Source organism: Pseudoalteromonas byunsanensis (assembly GCF_001854475.1).
In the GTDB taxonomy this organism is placed as follows: domain Bacteria; phylum Pseudomonadota; class Gammaproteobacteria; order Enterobacterales; family Alteromonadaceae; genus Pseudoalteromonas; species Pseudoalteromonas byunsanensis.
Window position 1 is genome coordinate 398438 of the sequence record NZ_MNAN01000032.1, and the last position, 25680, is coordinate 424117.

General features: G+C 42.5%; 22 protein-coding genes. 7 read left to right on the forward strand and 15 right to left on the reverse strand.

The window, feature by feature from the left end:
• Positions 1 to 123: 123 nt before the first annotated feature.
• Entirely contained in the window at positions 124 to 1740 is a 1617-nt protein-coding gene (locus BIW53_RS13805; RefSeq protein WP_070992626.1) for a diacylglycerol kinase family protein, read from the forward strand.
• A gap of 54 nt (positions 1741 to 1794) precedes the next feature.
• Here BIW53_RS13805 and BIW53_RS13810 read toward each other — a convergent pair whose 3' ends face one another.
• The 3 genes from BIW53_RS13810 to BIW53_RS13820 form a co-directional block, all read right to left on the reverse strand.
• Positions 1795 to 4056, reverse strand: a complete 2262-nt coding sequence (locus BIW53_RS13810) for a TonB-dependent receptor plug domain-containing protein (protein WP_175442145.1) — start codon at positions 4054 to 4056, stop codon at positions 1795 to 1797.
• A 160-nt stretch (positions 4057 to 4216) separates the two neighbouring features.
• Positions 4217 to 4909, reverse strand: a complete 693-nt coding sequence (locus tag BIW53_RS13815; protein ID WP_070992591.1) for an aspartate/glutamate racemase family protein — start codon at positions 4907 to 4909, stop codon at positions 4217 to 4219.
• 10 nt (positions 4910 to 4919) lie between these two features.
• The gene (locus BIW53_RS13820) at positions 4920 to 5576 is read right to left on the reverse strand and encodes a glutathione S-transferase family protein (RefSeq protein ID WP_070992592.1); all 657 of its coding nucleotides are present in this window, start codon (positions 5574 to 5576) and stop codon (positions 4920 to 4922) included.
• Between the two features lie 113 nt (positions 5577 to 5689).
• On the opposite strand from BIW53_RS13820, the gene BIW53_RS13825 reads away from it, so the two are divergent.
• Positions 5690 to 6562, forward strand: a complete 873-nt coding sequence (locus tag BIW53_RS13825) for a LysR family transcriptional regulator (RefSeq protein WP_070992593.1) — start codon at positions 5690 to 5692, stop codon at positions 6560 to 6562.
• Between the two features lie 55 nt (positions 6563 to 6617).
• Here the strand turns inward: BIW53_RS13825 and BIW53_RS13830 are convergent, their stop codons facing one another.
• The 4 genes from BIW53_RS13830 to BIW53_RS20950 all read right to left on the reverse strand — a co-directional run bounded on the left by BIW53_RS13830 (position 6618) and on the right by BIW53_RS20950 (position 10678).
• Entirely contained in the window at positions 6618 to 7310 is a 693-nt protein-coding gene (locus BIW53_RS13830) for a response regulator (protein ID WP_070992594.1), read from the reverse strand.
• Between the two features lie 13 nt (positions 7311 to 7323).
• A complete protein-coding gene (locus BIW53_RS13835; protein WP_070992595.1) occupies positions 7324 to 8871 on the reverse strand; it encodes an ATP-binding protein in 1548 nt (515 codons plus the stop codon).
• A gap of 9 nt (positions 8872 to 8880) precedes the next feature.
• Positions 8881 to 10392 (reverse strand): cytochrome-c peroxidase, encoded by a 1512-nt coding sequence (locus tag BIW53_RS13840; protein WP_070992596.1) that lies wholly within the window; start codon positions 10390 to 10392, stop codon positions 8881 to 8883.
• Between the two features lie 142 nt (positions 10393 to 10534).
• The gene (locus BIW53_RS20950; protein ID WP_175442146.1) at positions 10535 to 10678 is read right to left on the reverse strand and encodes a hypothetical protein; all 144 of its coding nucleotides are present in this window, start codon (positions 10676 to 10678) and stop codon (positions 10535 to 10537) included.
• A 99-nt stretch (positions 10679 to 10777) separates the two neighbouring features.
• Here BIW53_RS20950 and BIW53_RS13845 point away from each other — a divergent pair, with 99 nt between their 5' ends.
• The gene (locus BIW53_RS13845; protein ID WP_070992597.1) at positions 10778 to 11665 is read left to right on the forward strand and encodes a LysR substrate-binding domain-containing protein; all 888 of its coding nucleotides are present in this window, start codon (positions 10778 to 10780) and stop codon (positions 11663 to 11665) included.
• A gap of 13 nt (positions 11666 to 11678) precedes the next feature.
• Here the strand turns inward: BIW53_RS13845 and BIW53_RS13850 are convergent, their stop codons facing one another.
• Positions 11679 to 12515 carry an SDR family NAD(P)-dependent oxidoreductase gene (locus tag BIW53_RS13850; protein WP_070992598.1) on the reverse strand — a complete coding sequence of 279 codons (837 nt, stop codon included), beginning with the start codon at positions 12513 to 12515 and terminating at the stop codon, positions 11679 to 11681.
• 48 nt (positions 12516 to 12563) lie between these two features.
• On the opposite strand from BIW53_RS13850, the gene BIW53_RS13855 reads away from it, so the two are divergent.
• Entirely contained in the window at positions 12564 to 13058 is a 495-nt protein-coding gene (locus BIW53_RS13855; RefSeq protein WP_084228166.1) for a hypothetical protein, read from the forward strand.
• Here the strand turns inward: BIW53_RS13855 and BIW53_RS13860 are convergent.
• The 4 genes from BIW53_RS13860 to BIW53_RS13875 form a co-directional block, all read right to left on the reverse strand.
• A complete protein-coding gene (locus BIW53_RS13860; protein ID WP_070992599.1) occupies positions 13029 to 14132 on the reverse strand; it encodes a GNAT family N-acetyltransferase/peptidase C39 family protein in 1104 nt (367 codons plus the stop codon). The genes BIW53_RS13855 and BIW53_RS13860 overlap by 30 nt on opposite strands.
• The gene (locus BIW53_RS13865) at positions 14125 to 15555 is read right to left on the reverse strand and encodes a RimK family protein (RefSeq protein WP_070992600.1); all 1431 of its coding nucleotides are present in this window, start codon (positions 15553 to 15555) and stop codon (positions 14125 to 14127) included. Before BIW53_RS13865 ends, BIW53_RS13860 begins: the two co-directional genes overlap by 8 nt.
• Positions 15556 to 15901: 346 nt before the next feature.
• Positions 15902 to 17146: a sensor histidine kinase gene (locus BIW53_RS13870; RefSeq protein ID WP_070992601.1), complete on the reverse strand. Its 1245-nt coding sequence runs from the start codon at positions 17144 to 17146 to the stop codon at positions 15902 to 15904.
• Positions 17139 to 19538, reverse strand: a complete 2400-nt coding sequence (locus BIW53_RS13875; protein WP_070992602.1) for a response regulator — start codon at positions 19536 to 19538, stop codon at positions 17139 to 17141. Before BIW53_RS13875 ends, BIW53_RS13870 begins: the two co-directional genes overlap by 8 nt.
• Before the next feature lie 271 nt (positions 19539 to 19809).
• Between BIW53_RS13875 and BIW53_RS13880 the strand changes: the two genes are divergently transcribed.
• Positions 19810 to 20505, forward strand: a complete 696-nt coding sequence (locus tag BIW53_RS13880) for a hypothetical protein (RefSeq protein ID WP_070992603.1) — start codon at positions 19810 to 19812, stop codon at positions 20503 to 20505.
• Between the two features lie 14 nt (positions 20506 to 20519).
• On the opposite strand, the gene BIW53_RS13885 is transcribed toward BIW53_RS13880, so the two are convergent.
• Together BIW53_RS13885 and BIW53_RS13890 are read right to left on the reverse strand one after the other, a co-directional pair.
• The gene (locus tag BIW53_RS13885; protein ID WP_070992628.1) at positions 20520 to 21233 is read right to left on the reverse strand and encodes an SIR2 family NAD-dependent protein deacylase; all 714 of its coding nucleotides are present in this window, start codon (positions 21231 to 21233) and stop codon (positions 20520 to 20522) included.
• A 9-nt stretch (positions 21234 to 21242) separates the two neighbouring features.
• Complete coding sequence (locus BIW53_RS13890; protein ID WP_070992604.1) at positions 21243 to 22151, reverse strand: DMT family transporter; 909 nt, start codon at positions 22149 to 22151, stop codon at positions 21243 to 21245.
• A gap of 343 nt (positions 22152 to 22494) precedes the next feature.
• Between BIW53_RS13890 and BIW53_RS13895 the strand changes: the two genes are divergently transcribed.
• Both BIW53_RS13895 and BIW53_RS13900 read left to right on the forward strand, forming a co-directional pair.
• A complete protein-coding gene (locus tag BIW53_RS13895; RefSeq protein WP_070992605.1) occupies positions 22495 to 22791 on the forward strand; it encodes a hypothetical protein in 297 nt (98 codons plus the stop codon).
• Positions 22792 to 22906: 115 nt separating this feature from the next.
• Positions 22907 to 23503 carry an outer membrane beta-barrel protein gene (locus BIW53_RS13900; protein WP_070992606.1) on the forward strand — a complete coding sequence of 199 codons (597 nt, stop codon included), beginning with the start codon at positions 22907 to 22909 and terminating at the stop codon, positions 23501 to 23503.
• A 357-nt stretch (positions 23504 to 23860) separates the two neighbouring features.
• Here the strand turns inward: BIW53_RS13900 and BIW53_RS13905 are convergent.
• On the reverse strand, positions 23861 to 25680 hold a 1820-nt coding region (locus BIW53_RS13905), incomplete at its 5' end, for a TonB-dependent receptor domain-containing protein (RefSeq protein ID WP_139158770.1).

Below are 25680 nucleotides of genomic sequence, written 5' to 3' on the forward strand. Positions count from 1 at the left end.
ATAACAGGCATCAAAATGCTTTTGACTTAATAAATAATAAAATCAATGCTTTTTGCGACTGCATTCACAAAAAGCATTCGCAAAATGCATGTGCAAACTTGCGTTCATAGAGGCCATAAGCCAATGAAAATGATCAAATACTATTTGTTAATGTTTACTCTCTGTCTAACCCTTGCGTGGTTCAGTATTGATAGCTGGTTTTTATTTCCTATACTTTGGTTGTCCATCTCTTTAGCCTGCGTCTGCTTCGCCTATACGACTAACTATCCTAGTTTATTTAGAAAGTCCGCAACTGGTGCTATCCCCCTTTGGATAAAGATTGCGCTCCTCCCCTATTTATTGGGAACTCAGTTATATAACGCATTTGTACGTCACAATGATAAGGTACCTGCTATTCAAGAGATCACTCCCAACCTCTTTTTGGCATGTCGCTTATTTCCTACTGATATAGAAGCACTTGAAGCGCAGGGTATAAATGCGATTCTCGACGTAACCGCGGAGTTTGATGGCCTAAACTGGTCAGCCGAACAAGAGCATTTGTACTATCTGAACTTACCTGTGCTTGATCACTTCTCACCAAGCGAAGCGCAGCTAGTACACGCCATTAACTGGATCAAAGCACAGCATCAATTGGGCCATAAAGTAGTGATACATTGTGCGCTTGGCCGTGGCCGTTCATTTTTTATGTTATGCGCGTATTTGCTTGCCACAGAGCCCACGTTAACTGAGAGGCAGGTTATCGAAAACGTTCAATCTATTCGCAGTACAGCGAGACTAAACAAGAAACAACTTAAAAGATTGTTAACACTTAGTAAGTATATCAAAGAGCATCAGGCACCTGACATTTCTTTAATCATTAACCCTGTATCGGGAGGCGGGAAATGGAAGGAGTATGCAAATCAAATTTTGGGATTACTTACACAAAAATACAAACTGAACTGTCACCTCACAGAAGCGGATACAGATGTTACACAATTAGTGAAGTCCCTATTACCAAATAAGGAGCATACTTTCGTTGCCTGTGGCGGTGACGGCACTGTCGCCCAAGTGGCTTCAGCACTAAAAAACACCAACCATACGCTAGGAATTTTGCCCATCGGCACAGCAAACGCTCTCGCTCATGTGCTATTTGGCATAAGTAGCAAAATAGACCCAATTCACAGCGCCTGCGATGCGCTGTTAACTCATCACACACTGCAGATGGACACTATGCTGTGTAACGACAAAACTGCGTTACTGGTTGTAGCATTAGGTATTGAAGAAAAAATGATAGACCATGCTAATCGCGAACAAAAAAATCAACATGGACAATTCGCTTACCTACAAGGTTTTCTGGATGCTCTGCTGGATAATAAACCTCTAAATGTAGACATCGTTATTGACGATAAACCTAAGCAAAATGTCACAGGCAGCAGCTTAGCAATTGCCAATGCAGCCCCAATGACGACTTTACTCGCCCAAGGTGGGGGAGAACCAAACTGGCAAGATGGGTTATTAGACATTACACAACTTGAATATCATCAAGATACCAAGGATAAACTCCTCAGCCTGACACAGTTACTTGGCAACAGTCCCACAAAGCAAGAGTCAAACATGCACGTTCAACACCAAAGAGCAACTAAAGTCACGGTTAGCTCATCGCAACCATTTCAATATTGTATCGATGGCGAACTTGATAACACCACCGAATTAAGCATCAAAATTCTACCCGCTAGTTTGTCTATTGTGACACCCAGTTAAGGTGAATATACGCGCACAGAGTATCTCTTTATTAATAAGTTGACTGATTGCCGCTCAAAATGAAGCGGTGATTGCCAACTCCCAGTTCCGCCCCACCTGAGGTAGGATGGAGTTATAAAACCCCCCTGTTCTTAGTAAATCTGCGTTTTCATCAGTAAATGTACTACCTGAATTTGCTTGAGCAACTCCTGAGTGGTAAAGCTGACTATCAAACAAATTATTGATTTTAAAATGCACACTCCAAGACTTAGTGTTCCACACTAGAGCCATATTAGTCGTAAGCGAATCAGCAAGCTTAACGCCTGCATCTCGCAGCGGATTACTAAGATAAAACTCTTTGCTAGAAATATAATTAAAGCGCGTATTAATACTGAACCTCTGGGTCACAGGCAGATTGATACCCAAATTAATCTTATGGGGGGCAATATCTCCCAGTTGTACTTGATGCTCTTCACACAATGTATTATCCGTCTGGCAAGCCTGAGTGTCTTTACCTACCCAGACATTTAGTTGATGGTCGTAATTGATGTAGCTGGTCACGTAAGTATAGCTATAGTTCAGGTAACTACTTATCTGTGGTGCGTCAAACCAAGGGTTATCAAGTTCATATTTCACCCGCCATTCAATCCCAGTTATGTCTCTTTTACCCGCATTTTCAGACTCTTCTTTAATGACATTTTTGTAGCGGCTATGATAAAGCGAAAAATCACTGAACCAAGGGCCGTTTTGGTAATACCAAATAAAGGAAAGGTCCTGCACTTCTTCAGGTAGGAGATCAGGGTTTGAATTGCGGCCATTCCAGCCTCCATATAATTGAATAGGCGCAGGTTCTTGAAAAGCAGTTGCATAAATTAACTTGAATGTATTGCGCTCATTGTAGTCGTACGTTGCTGCAACACGGGGTTTAATAAAAGTTCCGTAAGTCGAGTTATTATCCCAACGAATTGCACCGCTTAATGACCAACTAGACTTTTTCAAACTGGCTCTGAGATAAGCACCACGATCGGTAGTTTTTATTAAGTTTACAGCATCCATATCTCCCAATGCACCGAGTAATACAGGCATGGTATTGTCTGTTGAATAGTACACACCTTTACCCAAACCATAGGGTCCTAAATCATCGTCATCTTCAAAAGAACAGTACGCTGAAGCCCAGTAACCACAAATTTCATAGGCTTTGGTCAATTCTTTTCGCTCATACTTAATACCAGCGGCCAAATGTAAAGAGTCTGAATATTGATACTCATAGTCCTGACGAAACTTGTTAGAGGTGCTCGCAGAATTCCAATCTGAAATTGTGACAAATGAATACCGAGATTGTTCGCTTTGTGCGTCAGGGCTTGCTTCTGCCCAATTACCATATCGCTGCTCTATACGATAACGATAGAAGCTCTTTATTTTTATATCCAAAGAGAATGTATGCTCATGTTCAAGGTAGTATAAACTGGTTTTTCTACTCCAGGTTGCATTTGGTTGACCTCGGTCAAAACTAAACTGCACACCGTAGCCGTTATGCGTCATCCAGTGGTTAATGCCTGCAGTCAGCCCGTCATAGCTTATCTCGCCAAATACCCCATGCTCTTGATTTTTAGAAACATACTTCCCGTACGGTACGCCGTTGTAACTGTAATTAAGCACAGGCCCCCAAAATCTCTCATCAGATAAATACTTCTCATCCACAAACCCCCAACGAGACATATCTTCAAGCCCAGGGCCATCACTTTCATACGCTTTTGCCGATAACCAATAACTCAAACTTTGCTGCTTACCCAGTATAGTGAAGTCCAAACCTTTAGAGTCATAAGCAGCCATTTGCGCTTGCATCTTAAGATCGTGCCCATCCTCGTCTAGGTTTTTGCCTTTTTGAGTAATGATATTTACCACGCCTAAAAAAGCATTCGGCCCATACACCGCACCAGCAGGGCCCGAGAGCACCTCTATGCGCTCAATACCTGTTAGAGGGATCTGCTGATTAGCAGGAAAATCATGGCTCCACAATTGATTATTAATTATGCCGTTGATCATAACTAATGTTCGCTGAGTGCTAGGTGTGCGATAACCTCTTTGAAAAAACGTTGTGTAATCTGAGCCATAAGAAGTACTCAAGTCAAAACCTGATAAGTCGGCTATAACTTCTGTTAAGTGGGTATAACCGCGCTGCTTGATTTGCTCTTTGGTTAAAACTTGGATTGAGGCAGGTGTATGTCGCAACTTTTCGGCTCTGTCTGAGCCTGAAGTGACCGAGAGCTCCAATAAATCATCCAAAGTGAGAGAAAAGATTTCTTTTTCAGTGCTTTGTGCCTGCAACATTCCCATGAATAAACTCGACACCCATGCACAACATAAAGCCAACCACCTATTCACTGTCATATCACTATAAAAAATAAACGCATCATACAGTTATAGATGCGCTTGTGAGACTTAGCAATATTCGAAACCGATGAAGATAAGACTTATTGTATAAAGTGCCTCTTATTTATGTGTCACATGCAAAATTTACAGCTGCCTGAGCATGTATTAGAGTTGTGTCAAATAGCATCAGCTCACTGTCTTGTTGATTGATAAGTAAACCAATCTCTGTACAACCCAATATAACTGCTTGGGCTCCTCTATCACGTAATGCATTTACCAACGCTAGGTATTGCTGCTTTGAACTAGGATTAATTTGACCAATACACAATTCCTGATAAATAACATTATCCACCATGGTTTGCTCATCTTGGTTTGGTACTATCACCTCTAGTCCATAACTGCTCAAACGCTCGGCGTAAAATGGTTCAGACATCGTAAAACGCGTACCAAGTAGTGCAGCTCGCTCAATACCCCGCGCTTGAAGCGCCTGCGCAGTCACATCTGCAACATGAATAATGGGCAACGACACATACTTGATGATATGTGGCACCACTTTATGCATCGTATTGGTACAAATCACTATGCATTGGGCTCCAGCACGTTCCAACCCCCTCGCTGCTTGCCCTAAGATGTTAGCGCAGGTTTGCCAATCCCCAGCACGTTGCAATGCCTCAATTTCTGCAAAATTGACACTATGAAGCACTATCTTAGCGCTATTTAGCCCACCAAGCCTTTCCTTTACTCCTTCATTGATTAGTCGATAATAGCTTTGTGTTGACTCCCAACTCATACCACCTAGCAACCCAATAGTTTTCATGATTTACTCCTTATTCTCGCGCCTCTCCAGCTTCATCAACCTCAACGATATCGGTTTCTTGCAAGGCCTCATTGACCCACTTAACCAATGAAGGGCAGCTGAGCACCTTATCCATATACAACTGAGCTTGTGAATTTAAAACTGTGCCATACGTTTGAAAGCGCATCACAACGGGTGCGAACATCGCGTCCGCAATTGACCAGCGACCAAATAACCAACCACCTTTGTCAGCATATTGCATCATTTGCTCAGCCCAAATTTGCTCAACTCTCACTATGTCCTCTTTGCAAGAGTCGCTAATAATAAGACTGCGTTTCGCACGAATATTCATTGGCATTTCATTACGCAAAGCAGTGAAACCAGAGTGCATTTCACAGGCTATGGCTCGGGCCTTTGCCTTTTGGCAAATTAATTCAGGCCATGCGCGACCAGACAAATAAACATCATTGATATATTCACAAATTGCTAATGAGTCCCAAACATGAATATCACGGTCAATGATACTGGGCACTTTGAGGCTTGGTGTCACCTCTTTCAGCGCTTCGTAAAATGCTGGCGTATCGAGTAAAAGTTTAACTTCATCAAATTTTATCTCATTTTTTTCAAGCATTAACCATGCTCTTAATGACCATGACGAATAATTTTTGTTGCCTATGTATAACTGCATTTTTATGTTTCCTTAGCGTTTGATATGTTCCTATTAAAACCAATAAAAACACTTCTGACTAACGGATAATTTTGATATAACCTATCAGTGTTTCTTATAGATCGGGGCGACTTATGGATATTGATGCGTTGAGGAGTTTTTTGGCCTTTGTTGAAACTGGCAGTTTTACCCGTGCTGCCAAGCAAGTGAACCGCACGCAGTCAGCAATCAGTATGCAAATGAAAAAGCTAGAGCAGGATTTAAGTAAGTCTTTATTTCAAAAACAAGGCCGCTTACTTAATCTCTCATATGATGGACAAATATTTGCTCGCTATGCCAAGCAACTGGTGCAATTACACGATGATACATTGGCACAAATGAACGCAGCGCAACCTAGTACTTTATTACGCCTTGGTTGCCCAGATGACTATGCCGAGTCCGTTTTGCCTAAAATCGTAGAATTACTTCATCAGCAATGGTCAAATCTAGATTTACAGATCACTTGCACACCTAGCAACCGAGTGAAGATCATGATTGACAGTGGTCACCTTGATTTGGCAATTATCACTCGCTCATCAGACTCTGAAGAAGGGTACTTGCTTGAGTCAACGCAAGGCGTATGGGTATACAACCCAAAGCACAATGCGCAAAACAAACACCCATTACCCATTGCAATTTTCCAACGTGATTGCCGCTTTCATCAAGGGGCGATTGAAGGGCTGCATAAGCTCAACCGAGCATTTAAAATTTTTGCATGTAGTGGCAGCGCCATAGCGCAGCGAGGGTTGGTACGTAATGGATTTGCTATAGGTGCCATGTCACCGCTAAGCAAAGGTGATTTAACAGAGCTACACTGTAGCAGCCTACCCACTTTGCCCATCGCAGATGTGGTTTTAATTCGAGCCAATAGCCAACAAAACCCAGTATCGGACAATTTTTGTTCACGCATAGCCAATTGCTATGCCAACAATGAAGTTTTAGATAACATTGCAAAGTGCGCTTCCTAATTGCATCGCAAATCACCGTGTGGCATGGCGATGCAAGGTTACTAACTAAGCATTGCTAGCTACTATGTGCTTCGAACTTGTAACCTGCACCATAGATAGAGTGAATAAACTCATGCTCTGGAGCAATACTGTGTAACTTTTTACGAATTTTTTTGATGTGACTGTCTATCGTTCTGTCACTCACAATATGACTATCGTCATAGATTTGATCCATTAATGCATCCCGACTATAAATACGGCTTGGGTGGCCATACATCGCTTTGAGCAACATAAACTCAACATGAGTTAGTGCGACTTTAGCACTTAGAAATGACGCAAAAAGAGTTTCTTCATCCAATTTCAACTTACTTTCTAATTCCGATATTTGCCCCTTTTGATTCAATGCTACACGACGCAATATCGCTTTAACTCGGGCTACCACTTCTTTAGGACTGTAAGGTTTACAAATATAATCATCTGCGCCAATCTCTAAACCCAGTAGTCTGTCGACTTCTTCAACTCGAGCTGTAATCATCACGATAGGCACATTGGAGTAGGCTCGAATACGTTTACAAATCTCGATTCCATCCACATTCGGCAACATTAAATCGAGTAAGATCAACGCAGGTTGTTGCTGTTTAAATGCTTCTTCTGCCAAAGCGCCATCAAGTACACAATGACTAGTAAATTCTGCCTGCGCCAAGTACTTGGCTAGAATATCGGCCAGTTTTGGCTCATCTTCTACGATTAAAATATGTTTGTTTGCCACACATAAGGTCCACTTAATGTCTTAGTGTGATCATAATAGCGAGCCCGCCCAGTTCACTCAACCCTGCACTGATTTCACCATTATGTGCAAGCACAATACTTTGACAAATCGCCAACCCCAACCCCGAGCCACCAGCTTCACGACTACGAGCTCCTTCGACACGGTATAACCTGTCAAATAGCTTATCAATTTGGCTAATGGATACTCCCGGCGCACTGTCTTGCCAGCATATTTTGGTTTCACCATCATGCTGGCTTACTTTAACATCCAATACCCCTGGCTGGTGTAATGAAGAGTCTGTATAACGTAAGGTATTTTGCAACAAGTTATCAAACAGTTGACCTAAACGCTGTTCATCACAATCAAGTTCTAAGTTTTCACTGCATTGCAGTGAAAAAGTTAAATGCTTGGTGTCTATCTGGTGGCGGTTTTTCGCAAATGTACGCGATAAGATATCGTATAAATTATGCGTATCCATATGATAAGTTAACGCACCACGGTCAGATAACGACAATTGATGTAAGTCTTCCACCAACCTAGTTAGACGTTGGATCTCTTCATGTAACGACATTAATTGTTCGGGCGTACTGTCAATAATGCCGTCGATCATTGCTTCAAGTTCGGCACGAATAACTGCTATTGGTGTACGTAACTCATGTGATATATCGGCTATCCATTGTTGTCTGGCAATTTGGTTTTGTGCCAAGGTATCCGCCAAACGATTCATATCTCGTGCCAAAAGACCAAGTTCATCTTTACTGCTAATGTCAACTTGAGCGCTATAGTCACCTTGTGTCAACACCTTAGCATTGCGCCTTAACTGTACGATAGGTTTAACCATATATTTACTAAACGGTACTGCCAACAACACAGTAACCAACAAAGCAATCAAAGCGATTAATATAAATTGTTGCTGCTGCTGTTTTGCAAACAGCTGGTCAAATTCATTACGGATCAAACCACTGCCTTCTATCCCTAAATAAGCTATCACCTGTTCATATTTTGGCTCACTCAGGTGGTCACTTTGGTAAATCGGAAACCAAAATGTATTTTTAGTATTTTGCGCGTTTCCCATCAACAACTGGCCATCTGCATCTTTAAGCAGCAAACGACGATTTGTCGGCCTTGGTGGAGGCTGACGGCGCTCTTCTGGCCTCCTAAACTCTTCACCTGCGCGACGCGGTTTAGGTGGCCGAGTATTAGCCTCATCGTAACGGCGCGGTCTAGGAGGTCGAGAATCATCCCGTGGAGGCGGAGGTCGGTTACCTTCATAACCCTCAAAACCACCTCGACCAGAGTCACGTGCTAGTTCATAGTATAAATGTACAAGGCTTTCCCAATCATCAGAACCTTTGTAAACCCACGCAAGTGAACCTTGCGTTTCATAGGTTTGTGAAACTTTGGCTATCACATCTTGTAACTGTACTCTGGAGGTATTTTCTATATATTTAGAAAAGCTTTTTTCAAATGCTAGTTTGTTTGCCACATAAATAGCTAATACCAAAGCGGTATTAGCTATCAAAATAATTAACAACAGTTTGACACGAATGGTCAGTTTCATAATGTTTGGTTATCCGCCCGTTCTGCGCGGCGCACGCAAGCGTAAATTATCAGGGTCTGGTGTATTACGATTTGGGATCCAACGTCTTACACACTCCCTGTCTTTGGCACACTTGTCAGTTAGCGCATGTAAAAATGCGACTAAGTCCTGCTGCTGTTGTGGCGCTAAATTTGCCGCCACAAATGGCGAAGCGCGCAGCAAGCTTAAGGCCGCATCGGTATTCTCTCTTGCTTGTTGATTGAGTGTCTCACACTGCGCGCTCAAGGCAAACTGCTTTAATCCACATGCTCCACCACTTTGGAAAAATTGCTCCACGGTTTGCTCAGGATCAGAATAATGACTAACAACTTGCTCCAAACTTTCATAAGCTCCAGCGTGGCTATACGGTGCGGTCAAGGCAACATTAATCAAACTAGGTACTCTAAATGCAAATTGGTTACGAGGCTCTGGATCGATAGCCCCACGACCAATATCTGCATGATTCTCATCAGTACCGACACCATATTGAGGAAACGCCAAATTGAAAAAGCCATCGTTGGTAAATCGATCACCACTATGACAATTTACGCAACCGGCTCCTCCATCAGATATTTGCGTGAAGAATAATTTAGCTCCTTGTTTTTGTTGTTCAGTCAATGCACTCAAATCCCCTCGTACATAACGATGCCAATCTGTGTTCACCATAACAAATGAAGACTGGTACTGCCCAAGCGCAAAAGTAATATTATCGAATGTGATCAATGACTGTGCATCACCCTGTGAGTTAAACGCCTCACGAAATGCTTGTAACCAATCGTTAGTAGGCAAACTGCCCTGCTCAGCACCATAATCACCAATACGCTGCGCAAGATGTTCACGCACTTGATCGTTGCTCGTAGCCGTCTCAAAAGCTTCACCTCGCATCTCTTCTTTTGAAGTAACTGGAAAACGTGCCAAGGTGCTAACCAAAGAGTCGCCTGCTTGTTCATCCGGTTGATTAAAGCCTGAATCTGGCGTACTAATAAAACTAATTTCGTTACCTTGCTCATCCGTCGTAACAACACGCTCCACACGACCGTCCCAAAATAACGAGTGTAAGGCAAACCCAGTGTTAAAAATGGTCGGCGAGTTCCGTGGAATATTAATTTCATCATTGATGGCTTGTCGGCCAGGTCCAACCACATCACTATCAACCGCATTAGTACCGATAGGCAGTGATAGTCCGTCTGCACCACCAAGTCGTGGGTCATGGCAACTTGCACATGCCACTGACTTTTCTCCCCCTAACGCTTTAGTGAAGAATAACTGCATCCCCAATTGCGCAATGGGGTCAGAAATTTTCGGCAACAGATTTGCCCCCGCAACACGTCCACTTAAATCGTGTTGCGTGATCAAGGCTGAAAGTTCTTGATCTAATGGCGTTGCAATTTGTTCTTGCCTGGGTGGATGCTTAGGCTTTGGTTTCGCTTCCAATGCCGATACTTGCAATGCGCTTAAGACGGCTGTCAGCGCTATTGCTTGCACAAACTTTGCGTTGTTCATAGTGTCACTCCAAACCTTATTTTGATTCGCAGTAAAACATTGGCAAGTAAAAGTGCACGAAATGTGAAAGCCTGAATTTAATTTAATCAAGCCACACAAATGCTGATCTCTTAGAGCATGAATAAAAAATATCACCTAATGGTTATTTTACCTTGACCGCCTGCCCTAACTGTAGCTTCTGCGCAATTATGGTGAACCACATCATTAATCGATGATGTTTAACTTGCTCTGCTTTGCTAGGTGTATATGCTTTATTTTCTGGTTCGTTACTTGATTGATGAGTCATAATGCTATTTCCTGTGATAATTAAACTATGTCATTATTATTGACAAAAAGGAGCATTCCCTCGAACGATGATTTTTAACATCAACTATAAGATTAGCTTATGTATAAAGAATTGAATCATTTTACTGCTTTGCGTTATTTAGAAGCTGCGGCGCGCCATAAAAGTTACAGTCTAGCCGCGCAAGAGTTGTATGTGACACAGGCTGCTGTGAGCCAGCAAATCAGACTACTCGAATCAAACCTTGGTTGTAAGCTGTTTTATCGCCAAGGGCGTACCATGCAGCCGACCTCTCAAGGCAAACAGCTTGCGCTGTCATTATCAAGGAGCTTTGCAGATATAGCCGCCAGCGTGAGACAAGTCAGCTGCGAGCCATTGGAGGGGATACTAACTGTCACTACCACTCAATCATTTGCCTCGATGATCTTGATCCCAAACATGTGGCGCTTTGCTGAGGCCTATCCCGAGATTGCCGTTCGTGTACTTGTCTCCCCCGCAGTTGAAGATATTCGCCACACAGAGGTAGATGTGGCAATTCGCTACGGCCATTCTCTCTTTGCTGATTTAGAGCAAGAGGTTATCTTGGAAGATCAATTGGTCCCACTTTGCTCTCCAGCTTTTGCCGAACAAGCCCAATTAAACGACATCGCCAATATGGCGCATTGTAAGTTAGTGTATTATGCCTACAGTGACTATTGGCAAAACTGGTTTGATAAAGCAGGTATCTCTCGTTGTAGTAACAATAGTCAGTGGCTGGAAGTAAGTAACATGGATTTTGCGCTAGGTGCGGTCATAACAGGACACGGGGTGTGCTTAGGTTCGCCAAGACAAGCCAAACACTATCTCGAGCAAGGCTTGTTGGTACAACCTTTCAATATCAGTTGCGAACCCAGCGTGCGTTACAGCTTCCTATACAACCCAGACTCCCCCCGTAAGGCTAGAATATTAGAGTTCAAAAACTGGCTTATGGAGTTGATGAGAAAGCTATGAGTTCACAGGCGGCCTACTTTCGGTGAGCTTGGCGGTACTTAGCTTTATTTTTTGCACCAATACGATAAAGCAATCCTCTGACACTGCGACGAAAACGAGGAAACAAATAACTCAAGGTAGCCAGTTTACCACTGGCTTTTGGCATCGCAGTCTCGGTTTTGCTCGAGTGGCTCAATTGTACTACGGCATCGGCAACTTGATCGGCACTACTCATAGGCTGTGAGTAAACAATATCCTCAACTTGATCTATTTCATCCATAATAAAGCCAGTATCGATAGGCCCTGGAGACACAACAGCAATATTTACATTCTTGTTTGCAAGTTCATCATGCAAGGCATAAGTAAACGCCCGCAACCCTGCTTTGGTGCCACTGTATGTAGCCGCGCCCTGTAGCGGTGTTAGTCCAGCCAAAGAGCCCACCATTACCACAGCATTTGATGCATTCTGTGGCATATGTTTAAGCGCCAGCGACGTTAACACTAAAGGCGCTCGTAAGTTAACATCCACCATTGCAGCCACATGTTGGGCATGTAATTTACTGAACTCGCCGCGATGATGCACGCCAGCGTTATTGACCAACACGTTAATAGCATTAAACCGCTCAACTGCTTGCGCAATAATCCGTTCACAGTCACTTAATAGAGCAACATCAGCCTGAATGATTAAGGTTTGGCAATTTGTAAAACTGGCCAATTGAGCTTTTATTTGCTCAAGAGGGGCTAAGTTTCTTGCCACCAGCACCAAGTTCAATCCGTTCGGATAAGCTTTAGCGTAAGCAAGAGCACAAGCAGCACCGACCCCTTTTGAAGCACCTGTTATGATAATAGTTGGGCGTAAATATTCAGTCATTGTGATTATTCTTTGATATCCGTACTATGCGTACTATACGTACTATACATGTACAAGTTACAACCAAAAAGGATCTATGGTTTGCCTAAGTTAGTTAAGTACAGTCTGCTATTTTGTGCAATGATAGCAATCCTCACGGCCATTGCTCATCTCAGTTGTATTTATTTTGGTGCGCAATGTTATCGAGCACAACTCGCTCCTACCGCCATTATTAACTCGGCAATACAAGGAACTTGGCTTGCTCCCGTGACGACCGTTATTTTGTCTTTGATATTTTTAATGTGTGCCATGTACGCACTTGCTGGTGCCAACATCATTCGCGTATTGCCACTACAAAGTCTGGCTTTGATTTCCTTAGCCGTAATATGTACGTTAAGAGGATTAGTCGCTATCCCATTGAGTATCATGTATTGGCAACAAGTCACGGAATTTTCAATGCTGGCAAGTTTACTTTGGTTTTTATGTGGGTGCGGCTATGCAATAGGCTGGTACTTTTCACTACCAGCCACACAGTTAAAGCGAAATCGCGATAGACGCCCGTAAGCGGTTTTTACCAAACGTCGCCATTTTGTTGAACTCTTCAAGACCTATTGGAACGTGTTGGCAGTCAATCGACTGCTGAGATGGGTCCAGTTCAGGGTCATGTACATACACACAATGGTCATCTATTGCAGTCACACACACCCAATGAGGTGCCTTTTTCCCATCTAAACGATAAGTACTTATTAGCATCAGCACTCTGTGATTACTTTTCAACAGCTTATGTAACTGCTCTAGCTCCAAAGGTTTGTCATGAAGCAAACAGCCTTGAGTATTTGCCTGAGTCACAAATTCTTCATGTACTGTACGCATAACTTGTTTTTTATCCTCGCTTCTCACCCCTTCTAAAAACAGCGGTGTTAACTGAGTCAAAAACACTTGTGCACTAAAGCCTCGACTAATCGCAGATAATGCCAAACCAATCGGATGACAACCGCCGTGCCCGCTGGTCATAAAAATTGTTGTTGCTTCGCGCCAAATAGCCAGCTCTTGAATTTGTGTTAACGACTTTGTATCGTCCAGACTGTTCATGGCCATTAGCAAAGCGGCAGGTCCACAGGTAAAGTCCGTGGTTTGCCTATACCAAGATACCTGTAGCTGCGTACCCTTGCCACCAAACCTAGCGACACGTTTTTGCATACGTAACGCCTCGCTGCCATCACCATAGTAGTCACTGTAAGCACCAAACACCTGATAACCAATACTTTTATAAAGAGAGATCGCCGCCTGATTTAATGTTGACACTTCTAAGCGCAAATAAGCCCGTCCACGGCGCTGAGTTAACAACTCAAGCTCATTGAGCAACAGCTGCGCTATCCCTCGTCCGCGATAAGCAGGCAAAACCGCCAATGAATACAAACGGGCCAACCGGGTGCCTTTTAAGCACCACACGAGTCCGTACGCAACAACCACACCATCACTACTTGCAACCAAAAATAGGCCATGTTTAGCGCTTAGCCAGTGCTTTAAGCTACGAACACTGAGCCTGTCGCTACTAAAACAGCTTTGTTCAATTGTAGTCAGCTGCGCTAAATCTTCTGAATTGGCAAAACGCAAGGTAACCGCGTTGCTATTCATATTTTCCTCTTGCCTCTAAACGTCTGACAAACTCAGCCATAATTAGCATGTACAACTCATTGCCTAAATAAGCATCTTCTACCTTATGATCTATACTCGGGTTGTCGTTAACCTCAATCACATACGCCTTACCATTCACCTCTTTAATATCAACACCATACAAACCATTTCCTATCACTTTACAGGCCTTTAACGCAGCAGAAAGTACCGCCCTTGGAACCTCGAAAGTGGGCAGAGTCTCAAATCCACCGGAGCTAAAGCGCTTCGAATCATGGTTATATATTTGCCAATGATTTCTCGCCATATGATAACGACAGGCATAAATTGCACGCCCATTAAGTACCCCTATACGCCAGTCAAAATCGGTATATAAATACTCTTGTACAAGTACCAATGCGCTCTCCGCCAATAGCTCCTCTAGTCGCTCAATGAGCTGTTGGCGATCTTTTACCTTGTACACTCCACGAGAAAACGAGCCTTCAGGCATTTTGAGCACCATAGGGTAGCTAAATAGCAGCTCTAATTGCTCAAGTGTATGTCCACAAGCATCACTCACGACTTGAGTTTTTAAAGTCGGCACTTTGTTGTAACTAAAAGCATCATGTAAATACACTTTGTTGCAGCAGCGCAGAATAGAAGTTGCATCATCCATCACAACCACTCCAGCACCTTCCGCTTTGGTCGCTAAACGGTAAGTCACATGGTCAATTGCTGTCGTTTGGCGAATAAACAGCGCATCATACTGGTTGATGTCGTCCAGCGTTTGGATAGTTTTAACCTGTGCATGGATACCATTTTTACGTGCAGCTTTAACAAATTTAGCGATGGCATCTTCATCGCTTGGCGGCGAAGGTTCTTGTGGGTCAACCAAAATTGCCATTTCCCAACGTGCAAGATGCTGCTTATTGCCCAATCTCCAAACGGATTCACTTAGCTTAGTCATTGCACTAAACAGATGTGACTTTTGTACTTCATCCAACTGTGTGATTGAACCTTGCTCTACGATTAGGCGGTTTTCGCTCAATAAACGTATACACAATAATGGCGCGGCAAAACGCTTGTACAAAGTCGATGCAACGGCCTCCAATGCCGCCTCGTCGGTTTGACCAAAAAACACCCATTGTGGCTTTTGCTCAAGCGCTTTGCGTTGAATATTGGTTAAAGCAAATTCAAGGTGCTCGGTACGCAGTGCATTAATGGTTTTAACTGTAGGCAATACAACGTGTTTACGAGCTTCCGCCAACAGCGAACAATAATAGCCTTTACTTAAATACTGACCCGTATCACAGAGGTTGATAATGCGTGTTTTCGGTTCATCACGCTTTGGGTAATCTTGCAGATATTGTTCAAAACTTAGCACATTGGCTAAACCAAACTCAGCTGCGGTTTGTTCAGATTCAACCACAATCAAAGTTTTTAACATGATAATTCCTAATCATTAGAGTCATTAATCGTGATATATCAATTACTTTTCTTTGATACATCACAGCAGCGTGCATTTGAGCACTGCGCGATTTATAAAGCTAAAACCCATCACTGACTAGTGAGTTATTTTTATCCACACGATGAGATTCTTTAGATACGGGGTGCTGTGGGGTGTACGTGACTCAGCTATTGGCTAGCTGAGTTTGCATGTCTCGTAACGACACTGATAATTTGTGGGCCAGCCATAACGCCAAATAACATGATGTGTAATCTATCCCACTTCATAAATATCAAAACAGCACTGTGTATAACCCAAATACAGCACTCAGTCACACGCCTTTACACTAGTTTTTGGCGCTAACATTTATGTGTTGAGGCAAGGTTAGACAAAAATGCGTACCTTTACCCACTTGACTACTTACCTCTATATGGCCTTGTAAGCCCTTTTCCACCAGATTTTTTACTATATACAAGCCAAGTCCACTGCCACCTTGACCAATACGAGTTGAGTAATACTTCTCAAATACCTTATTAAGAGTTTCACTATCCATACCACGTCCATCATCTTTAACACCTAATGTGACTTGTCCGTTTTGATGACTGACGTCAATGACTATATGGCCAGATGTGTTTTGCTCAAATGCATGTATGAGCGCATTATTGATCAGGTTGATCAATATTTGTGACAATACACCGGCGTCAGATGTGATCTGCAAGCCATCCGGACAATGAATTTGCACCTTATGTGGAGAGCGCTTAAGTTTAGGGTGGAGAACACGTTGAATATCATGCAAATAATCTAACAAATTAAACTCTGTAATAGCATTACTAAATTCCCCCACCACAATATGCTTGAAACTATTTATGAGATGCATCGCATTATTTAAATTTGAAAGAACGATGTCATAACTCTGCGCTGCATTATCGATAAATGCTTGGAGATCACTTTTTGCCAAAGTTTGCTGCTGAACTTGTTGATTCAGCTCCTTCTGCTTGTCATCTAAATGTGTAATAGCAGTACTGATCACACTAAGCGGAGTACCAAGCTCATGGGTTAGTTCCCCTACCAGCTCACCAAGATGACTAAATTGCTGAGACGCTTCTAGTTGCTGTTCTTTGAGTTTCGATAATTTCTCGAGCTCAAGCGTTTTATCACGTAGCGTGGAGATCAGCTCATCACGTAAGTTTATTAACGCTTGCAACTGCAAATGAGTTGACACTCTTGCCAATAATTCTTCCTGACGAATAGGCTTGGTAACATAATCAACAGCACCCACACTAAATGCTTCAACAATATCGCTAAGCTCAGCTTTACCTGTGACAAAGATCACAGGCACATCTTTAACCCTGTCCAGAGATTTTAGCCGCCGACACGTTTCAAACCCATCTATCCCAGGCATCATAACGTCCAGCAATATAAGGTGGGGTAAAAAGATAGTTGCGATGTTAATAGCCTCTTTACCAGAGGTGGCAAAGGCAACTTCATACCCCTCAGCCTCTAGAAAGCTTGTGAGCAACTCTAAATTTTCAGCCTTATCATCAACTATCAATATTTTGCAATTGCTGAGTGACACCATATCATCATTCATGTTGCACCTCGTCCAGCGCGGTAATAAACCCTGCCATATCAAACTTACTTATAAAGTTAGCTAAATATTGAGTAAGTTGCTTGTTATTTGGTTGTTGCTGCTCTATTTCCTGCAAAATTTGCTTGATTTTAGAGGTTCCATTGATTTGTGCGCATTGCCGTAATTGCTCAAGCTGTACTTTTGGTAAGGTAAAAGCGGATAACTCTATATTCTCTGTCTGATCACTAACCGATGCTTGCTCGCTGTCGAGTTCACATGATTCAAAATGTTCAGGAAAGAAGCGTGCGAGTGAATCAAAAATTTGCTCGATGGTATAAGGTTTGCCGATAAATTCGTCGAAGCCAATACTCAAATAATGTTGCACTTCGTGATGTAAGCTAAACGCAGAAATTGCAACACACTTTAATTCACTTAACTTGAGATCATTTCGAATGATCTGCACAGCTTCATCACCTCGCATTACTGGCATGAGCAAATCGAGATAAACTATGTCAAATTGCTGTTGTTTAACCTTATCAATTGCCTGACTCCCATCTTCAGCATATTCAACTTCTATACCACAGGATTGTAACGTTTGACCTAAGATTTCTCGATTATAAGCAACATCATCCACACACAAAGCTCGCAACTTTTTGCCTGCCCGTAATGACAATTGAGTGAGTTCTAATGCCTTCGTTTGGTTAATATCCATCTTAGCTGGCAGCAATTTGATACTAAAAGAAAAGCAACTTCCTTTTCCTTGTTCAGACGATACGTTGAGTTTTCCCCCCATCAGCTCTACCTGCTTGCTCGAAATACAGAGCCCAAGTCCAGTTCCACCCTTCTCTACACCCGCACTGCCCTGTGTAAAGCTGGTGAATAAGCTATTAAGCTCCCGCTGTGATATACCGGGTCCTGTGTCGTATACTTCGAAATGATAGGTATCTTCATCACTTTGCGAGTGTACTAACTTCACTTCACCGCTATCTGTAAATTTAACAGCATTACCCAATAAGTTAATCAGTATTTGGCGCAGCTTACCCTGATCACCATGTACGGCTATTTTTCCATGTACATTATTCTCTAAACACCATGACAACTGCTTTTGTTCACATTTGAGCTTGAACATGCTACTAAGATCTTCAAGTAAACTGCTCAATTCAAAATCACTGAGGTTAAGCTGAACGGAGCCGGCCTCTATCTTTGAAATATCCAGTACATCATTAATAATATCAAGAAGGTGGTGCCCTGCTCTGATAATTTTATTCATGGTCTGTTTGTGACTTTGAGAGAGGTCTTTGGCTCTTTCCATAAGTTGAGCAAACCCTAAAATAGCATTCAGTGGCGTGCGTATTTCGTGACTCATGTTGGATAAAAACATAGATTTTGCCAAATTTGCTTGCTCTGCGCGCTCTCTCGCTTTGGTTAGCTCAGTCGTGCGTTCAGCTACTTGGTTTTCTAAATCTACATTGCTGTCGCTCAATCTCATTTGCAATTTGGCGTTGCGCCAAGCAATCTCTATATTTTGACCTAGATTTAGCAGTAGTAACTCTTCTTGCTCATCAATAGCATTGAGATACTGAGCGATAACAAAAACAGGACAGTCTCCCAGCCTTTCTCCCACATATAAAATCGCAAAATTCTCCATAACAGCACTGTGGTATGACTGTGTGTCAAAGTTGCTAATAAATGTATCTAGTAGCTCTTTGGGGATCTCCAGCGTCTCCCCTTGTGGCAAAATCACATCTAGTTCACTTGTTTGAACATTTAATTGTGCAATAAATGCGGTGACGGGACTAGGTTCGAACTGCTGGCTTAAAGGCAGTGTTTCAACGATAGACTGGAATGCTTTGATTTCAAACTCAACAAGTTCAGAATCTCCAAGCAGCGAGTTAGTACATTGAATTATTTTGTTCAGCCCCGATTGCACATATTCAGTTTTCTCTAAATGCTGATAGGTCCGAAGGGCAACTATCACCGCAGCCTTAAGCTTGCTACTGGTTAGCTCTGTTTTAGTTTTATAATCATTTATGTCGTAATCTCTAGTAATTTCAGACTCTGGTGCCATACCTGGCTGGCCAGTGCGTAAAATGATTCTTACCTTAGCATTTTGGGCTCGCTCACGTACGTACTTGGCAAAATCTAAGCCAGCTTCAGCAGTTTCCATTACAACATCAAGTAAGATCAGGGCAATATCATTGTGCTCACTCAGTACCTCTTTGGCTTGCTCACCGCTGTATGCATGTAAGAAGGTAATGCCTCGACTATCAAACTGCATTTGTGCCAAAACAAGTTTAGATATTTGGTGAATATCTTCCTCATCATCTACTAACAACACTTTCCATGGTGGTTTGGCTACGACTTCTTCAGGTTCTTCGTCGGAACTAAATAAGATTGAATCATCATCAAACATAAGATTACTCTTTCGGCGATCCAAGTTTTAAGTGTAGTGAAAAAATGAGAAAAGCTGGTAGTTTCATTACAAAAAATCAAACGTTCTGAAGATGCTAAAAGCTGCCAGATAGAAAGACTTTCATGCCTGTTTAAGATCCAATTCAGATTACTCCGTAACACTTGTTATAACTCGATCAGAACATAAACCGCTTTTGAAACCATAAGTCTCCCTTTTTAAAGCGTTTTATTCTACACTGAAACTAACTAATCATAGCGATGATGGCAACAAGATGGGTCAACAAGAATCAGTTATTAAGTTGGTAGAACTAATAAAACATCAAGATGCACAAGCACTCATTGAGTTTTATCAGCAAAGCAATAGCAATGATAATATCGCCCAACTCAAATATTTGTATCAACAGGCCCAAAGCGACCAAGCGCTTTATCTGTTTTTTCAAGACTTGGTCAGCACGCTATTTGAGAAAAAACCTATACCTGAACCGCTGATCGCTGGTATCAACGACATTGATAAACTAACGTTTTTTACACCCGCACTAAGTGCCTGTGAAGGTTTTGACCAACAAAATGAGCAAGGCAATACCGTATTGCATGCACTTTTAGGGCGCTTACACCCCGCACCGCCGCCTTTTAACTATATTCGCTCACTCATGCTATTTGAACGTAACGAGTCCCTAGCTAAAGCTCTGGCGAGCAAAAACAACCAGCAACTTATGCCAATGGAGTGTTACCTTGCCTTTAACCCTTGCTTTGATACTTTGCCAGCACATGAACTGACCGCGGCACTGGCTTTGCTTGAAGCACAAGTTAAGCAACAAGCCAGTCAGGCAAGTACCTTAATGTTGATCTGTAAACACTTGAAAAAAAGCGCCGATTTCTCAAAATTAAACGGTAATAACCACCGTATTTTGCTACTTGGAGCGGCGTTTGAATGCGCCAATGAAGAAGTACTCACCCTACTCAACTAGCCATGCGAAAATATTTATCGTTCAATATACCGTGATGCTGGCATCGCAAAATAGGTGACCTTATCGTACATAATATGTGTCGGGTCAGGGTCAACTACTTCAACTTCTATGTGATTATGGCGGGCTATTTCAAGTGCAATCTGAGTAATATTGACACTAAAAGACGTCCCTATAAAAACCATTTTATCTGCAGCCATCATCATCTCTTGCGCGCGACCGATGTCATATAAATCAGTGTAATACTCATCAAAGAGCAATACATAGGGTTTCAGTGACTTGTTAAGCTCAGGCCCAAATTGACCAATCTTAAAAATGTCCAGTAAACTTGCTTTAAGGTTATTTTCATCGACTTCATGCCAAGGTGCAGATCCTATTGCTACCTTATCACCTTGGTCATGAAACAATGTCACTTTATCAATGCGCCCGTGTATTGAGATGTAATCTTTATTTCCGGCTTTTCCGTCCAAGCCATCGATATTTTGTGTTATCAGTTTCTTGTCAGCCAGCCATGTATGAACCTTATTAGGGCCATGTTCGCGATAGGTTACAAAACGTTTGTAGTACCAACTCAAAAACTCCCCGGGGTTATGTTCATACATAGCTCGGGTCGCCATTTGCTGTGGGGTATAGTTACGGCTACCTATGGTCCAAAACCCATCTTCTCCCCTAAATGTGGGAATGCCACTTTGAGCACTGACACCCGCCCCAGTAATATATAAGGTGTTTATTAGTTTCATCTACCTATCGCTTTTCACTTGATTGTGTTCTGGCACAAACCATTTAAGTTGCTCACCAAATTGAAACAACGCTAAACTCAAAATTATAATTGCCGCTCCAAGTAGCAAACTGCCTGTAATCGCTTCATTATTGAGCCATGCACCCAATGCAATAGCAAACCCTGGCGTGATCAACGTGGTCAACGCAACCGTGCTGGCAGGTAGTTTTTGTAAAACATGAAAGTACGCTAAAAACCCCAGTAATGAACCAATAACGCCTAAATAGACCGTGGACCAAACCGATTTCATCTGCCATTGTTCCAGCGCCATAGTGCCATCCACCAACCACCATGCGAGTGCAAACATTGGAGTTACAAATAATAATGCCCCAAAAGTTGTCGCCATGGGGTGAATTGCCACTTTCACGCGTTTGATAAGAACCCCACTAAGACTAAAGCAGCACACGGCCAAGAAAACATAACATAGGCCAATTGGTGCCAAGTCTAACTGCTGAATTTGCGTGGCACAAATCAAGTACAAACCACACAAGGCGAGTACTAATGCAAACACTTTAACGGGTGTAAACCTAGCCTCACCAAGCAGCTTTTGAGCAAGTAACCCAGAAAGTATGGGGGCTATACCAAATATCAAAGAGATCACACCTGATGGTACGGTTTGTGCGGCCAGATAACTCAATAACATTCCGCCTAGAATTCCTAAAGCAGAGTACATATAGAGCTTACAAGCACGGCGATGCCACGGCACACGAATATTCGCGACGGCAATAACCAGTCCCGCGAGAACCAGTGCTATCGACATACGCATTAAAACACTAAACGTCGGCGGAATTGTTTCACTGCTCCAAACGATTCCCAAGGGTGTCGTGGACCACACTAAGATCACAAACAAATAGGATGCCTGAACGGGCATAGTACGTATCCTTGCCAGTTTGGACGATAAAAGGGAGAAAAACTTTGAGGCTAACCGCTTTTATCATCGCGGTTAGAAAAAGCAATTAACCGCAGCGCACAAACGAGCACATCACAACGTTATTTCGTTGCCATGTTGTCAGGTTTGTCAGTTGCGTTAATTGAGTCATAAGAGTATAAGAATTCAAAAGTTTATTGAATTACATTTGTACCAAATTCGAGATATAAGTCAATTGAAAAAGCCCACTAATTAACTTTTATTTTCTGCACTGCTCGAAATGAACTGCTAAACAAAAAAACTTCATTCTTTAGAACTGATATTGAATCCATAAGGTAACTTATTCATGCAAATATTCGCGTATCTTTTACTCGCTATCACTGTTAAAACATCGCTATTGGGGTTCAGTGCTATCAGCCTGTTTGTTTCGCTCACAGCGCTGTTGTTCATCAGACTGGTCGCTCATGGTGTGCCTACATACCAAAAAAAGCAATTTGCTCGCGCATTTAAAATAACCGCCATCGCTCACTTGATAACGCACCATATCCTTTGTGCTGTTATAGCTGGTGGTTTAACCTTATACGGGATTAGAATATTTCTGCACACCAAAACAGGGGCTCTAGGCCAAAAATCCCCCAGTTAATACAGCTCCTTACATTTTCTGACATACTCCCACACCCCCTAACAAACCCACAACAGACTCTCACATCGCTTCTAGATAGACTGCTCGCAAGTTAAATAAACAGGAAGTGTACACTATGAATACGCGCTCAATTATCCCTCTTACGTTACTGGCTATAGCAAGTTTTACAAGTCAGGCAGAACAGAACAATGAAACCCATCGCATCGGTGCACAATTGCAAGGCGGAGATGCTGAATATAGAAATTCAAGTCAAGATGGTGATGGTGTCGGTTCGGTTTATCTATACTATAACTACCAGTTTGATTCCACATGGGCTTTAGAGTTGGGTATCAATGGTGGTAGCGAGGCTGATGACTGGGATTGTAAAGACATCACTACTGATAAGTATGTTTGCAACCGAAATGACAATCTACTGTTTGAACTTGATGCCAATAAGTTGGACTACAGCAACTTTGTCGTCGCTGCCAAAGGTCAATATAAAGTGACCGACAATAGCTACTTTTACGGTAAGTTAGGTGCACAACTGTACGACTATGAAATCGCACAAAATAGTAAAAAACTCAAACAAGACGATGGTGTAGGCTTATTTGCCGAAGCTGGTTGGCAATATGATTGGGACAATGGCATAGCATTGAACGTGGGGTGGCAGTATATGGATATGGGTGATTTAGATACCAGTTCACTGGCGTTAGGGATAAGTTATAGATTCTAATTAAGAACCAAGTTATATAAAACTTTTAAGTTTTGGTGTCTAAGATGTGGCGCTCAAATTGCCCATTGCTGAGGCCAAAACTTTATCAATATAACCAACCGATATACTCTTACAGACTCCCCTCCCACCAATGCTATATCAACTTATTCTACTTGTTTCTCTTTTTGCAACACCTTCAATTTTCTCTCAGCTTAAAACAACGCTTCATAATGTTGAGAGATTGCAATTTTCCAGCGCCGACATAGCCAAAAAAACAAAGTTTAATCAGTATTAATCGAATGATGGCAGATGAGATGTTCTCGAGAGCAAAAAAACCCCACTTAAAGTGGGGTTTAAATTCTATTACATCAAACTAACTTAGAAAGTGTAATCAGCTTGGATGTAGAAAGTACGACCGTACGGGTCTGCGTAACGTGGATCGTAACCTACCTGGTGACCCGCTGCCGCGTTTAGCGTGAACGGTGGCTCTTTGTCTAGTAAGTTCTTAATACCAAATGTTACGTTTGCATTGTCGCCGTAAGCGTATGACAAGCGGTAGTCAACAGTGAAGTATACCGGGATATGCTTCTGGATTAGGCTACCATCAACTTCTTCGCTCAAATCAGCTCTAAATACAGTGAAGTTTACATCTGCCGCTGCATCTGTGTAACCACTGCGCGCCTTGATATTCAAGTCATGCGTGAAGTTACCATGAGTGAATGAGTTGTTGATGTTTACGATGTTACGGAATGCAACCGCTTCATCAGTACCAACTTTACCTAAGCTTGAATCCCAAACATCAGTTGTACCAACACGTAGGCTTTCAGACTCAATCAGGTAAGTACCCATGATACCAGTCTTTAACGTACCGAATGACAATTCGTTTGTTAAGTTGATGCTCCAGTCGATACCTGTAGTCGTTGACTGACCAACGTTATCAGCTGCCTGAACGATAGCCAGAACGTCTTTTTTCAAACTTTCATCATACTTCGTCGTGAATAGGTGGTTATATGTCGCTGGGTTGAAGAAGATTTGGTTCTGAGTTAAACGTTGAACCTCGTTCTCCATTTCAATGTTCCAGTAATCTACTGACACACTTGTACCTGTATCACCAGCCCATACGAAACCGAATGTGTACTGCTCAGATGTTTCTGGCTTCAAGTTAGCGTTACCTTCACGGTATACGTCATACTGAAGCTTGTCTGAGTGACACGCTGACTTAAGTGGGTGACCTGATGCTAGTGGACAGTCATATGGTGAAGCTGTTACACCAAACTCTACACGTGGCTCAGCGATTTGACGCATCGTTGCCATCTTAAAGCCAGTACCCATTGAAGCACGTAGTAATAGCTCGTCTGTAGGACGGTAAGATAAGCTTAACTTGTACGTTGTATCGTTTTCGCTGTCGTTTACAGTTTTGTTGCCTTCACGAAGTGAATCAGTGATTTCACCGATGCTGTCGTAACGGATTGAACCTGTTAACTCTAGGTTTTCCATAACTGGAACGATAACTTCAGCAAATGCACCGTAGTTGTCACGATCTAGGTCATACTCAGGAGATACTGACTCGTACAATACAACCTTGTTGTTATTGCCTTCGCCGTTTGAACGTGCGTACTCAGATGCACGGTAATCGAAACCAACACCTAGGTATACACTACCTGCGTCTAAATCTGCAATAGCACCTGACAGCTTACCTTCAATTGCTGTCATTGTAGTTTCAGTTTCTTCCCATAGACCGTTGAACATTGAAGCTGCAACAGCAGAGTTCTCTTCAGCAGTTAGGTCTTCAGGCGCAGCGAAGATGTCGATAGCACCAGAGTTAAGTAGTGCTAGGAACTCGTCTTGCTTAGGATAACCAGTTAAACGGTTTTGCTCACGCTCTGAATCACCACGAGTTACCGCTAGGTCATAAGACCATTCAGAGATTTCACCACGGATACCCGCTGTGATTTGGCTAGTTGTTGTGTTCCACTCGTCTGTACGGTTACCGCCAGGAAGTACACGCCAGCGAGCGCTGATACCAACCATATCATCTAAAACAGCCTGAGGTGTGTGAGGAATTATGTATTTTTTAGCTAGCTCTGAATCTGCACTTAGTGGAATACCTGTTGGGTATGGCGCGATACGAGTGATCATTTCGAATTTTGACCAAGAAGCATTTGCATATACTTCAGTCGTATCATTTACTGTTGCAA

Excerpts from the sequence above, each read along its gene's own strand:
- BIW53_RS13840 (WP_070992596.1), bottom strand. The coding sequence starts at position 10,392 with ATGAACAACGCAAAGTTTGTGCAAGCAATAGCGCTGACAGCCGTCTTA.
- BIW53_RS13810 (WP_175442145.1), bottom strand. The coding sequence starts at position 4,056 with ATGGGAATGTTGCAGGCACAAAGCACTGAAAAAGAAATCTTTTCTCTC.
- BIW53_RS13820 (WP_070992592.1), bottom strand. The coding sequence starts at position 5,576 with ATGCAGTTATACATAGGCAACAAAAATTATTCGTCATGGTCATTAAGA.
- BIW53_RS13850 (WP_070992598.1), bottom strand. The coding sequence starts at position 12,515 with ATGACTGAATATTTACGCCCAACTATTATCATAACAGGTGCTTCAAAA.
- BIW53_RS20950 (WP_175442146.1), bottom strand. The coding sequence starts at position 10,678 with ATGACTCATCAATCAAGTAACGAACCAGAAAATAAAGCATATACACCT.
- BIW53_RS13835 (WP_070992595.1), bottom strand. The coding sequence starts at position 8,871 with ATGAAACTGACCATTCGTGTCAAACTGTTGTTAATTATTTTGATAGCT.
- BIW53_RS13845 (WP_070992597.1), top strand. The coding sequence starts at position 10,778 with ATGTATAAAGAATTGAATCATTTTACTGCTTTGCGTTATTTAGAAGCT.
- BIW53_RS13825 (WP_070992593.1), top strand. The coding sequence starts at position 5,690 with ATGGATATTGATGCGTTGAGGAGTTTTTTGGCCTTTGTTGAAACTGGC.
- BIW53_RS13890 (WP_070992604.1), bottom strand. The coding sequence starts at position 22,151 with ATGCCCGTTCAGGCATCCTATTTGTTTGTGATCTTAGTGTGGTCCACG.
- BIW53_RS13860 (WP_070992599.1), bottom strand. The coding sequence starts at position 14,132 with ATGAATAGCAACGCGGTTACCTTGCGTTTTGCCAATTCAGAAGATTTA.
- BIW53_RS13875 (WP_070992602.1), bottom strand. The coding sequence starts at position 19,538 with ATGTTTGATGATGATTCAATCTTATTTAGTTCCGACGAAGAACCTGAA.
- BIW53_RS13855 (WP_084228166.1), top strand. The coding sequence starts at position 12,564 with ATGTACAAGTTACAACCAAAAAGGATCTATGGTTTGCCTAAGTTAGTT.
- BIW53_RS13900 (WP_070992606.1), top strand. The coding sequence starts at position 22,907 with ATGAATACGCGCTCAATTATCCCTCTTACGTTACTGGCTATAGCAAGT.
- BIW53_RS13895 (WP_070992605.1), top strand. The coding sequence starts at position 22,495 with ATGCAAATATTCGCGTATCTTTTACTCGCTATCACTGTTAAAACATCG.
- BIW53_RS13805 (WP_070992626.1), top strand. The coding sequence starts at position 124 with ATGAAAATGATCAAATACTATTTGTTAATGTTTACTCTCTGTCTAACC.
- BIW53_RS13815 (WP_070992591.1), bottom strand. The coding sequence starts at position 4,909 with ATGAAAACTATTGGGTTGCTAGGTGGTATGAGTTGGGAGTCAACACAA.
- BIW53_RS13870 (WP_070992601.1), bottom strand. The coding sequence starts at position 17,146 with ATGAATGATGATATGGTGTCACTCAGCAATTGCAAAATATTGATAGTT.
- BIW53_RS13865 (WP_070992600.1), bottom strand. The coding sequence starts at position 15,555 with ATGTTAAAAACTTTGATTGTGGTTGAATCTGAACAAACCGCAGCTGAG.
- BIW53_RS13880 (WP_070992603.1), top strand. The coding sequence starts at position 19,810 with ATGGGTCAACAAGAATCAGTTATTAAGTTGGTAGAACTAATAAAACAT.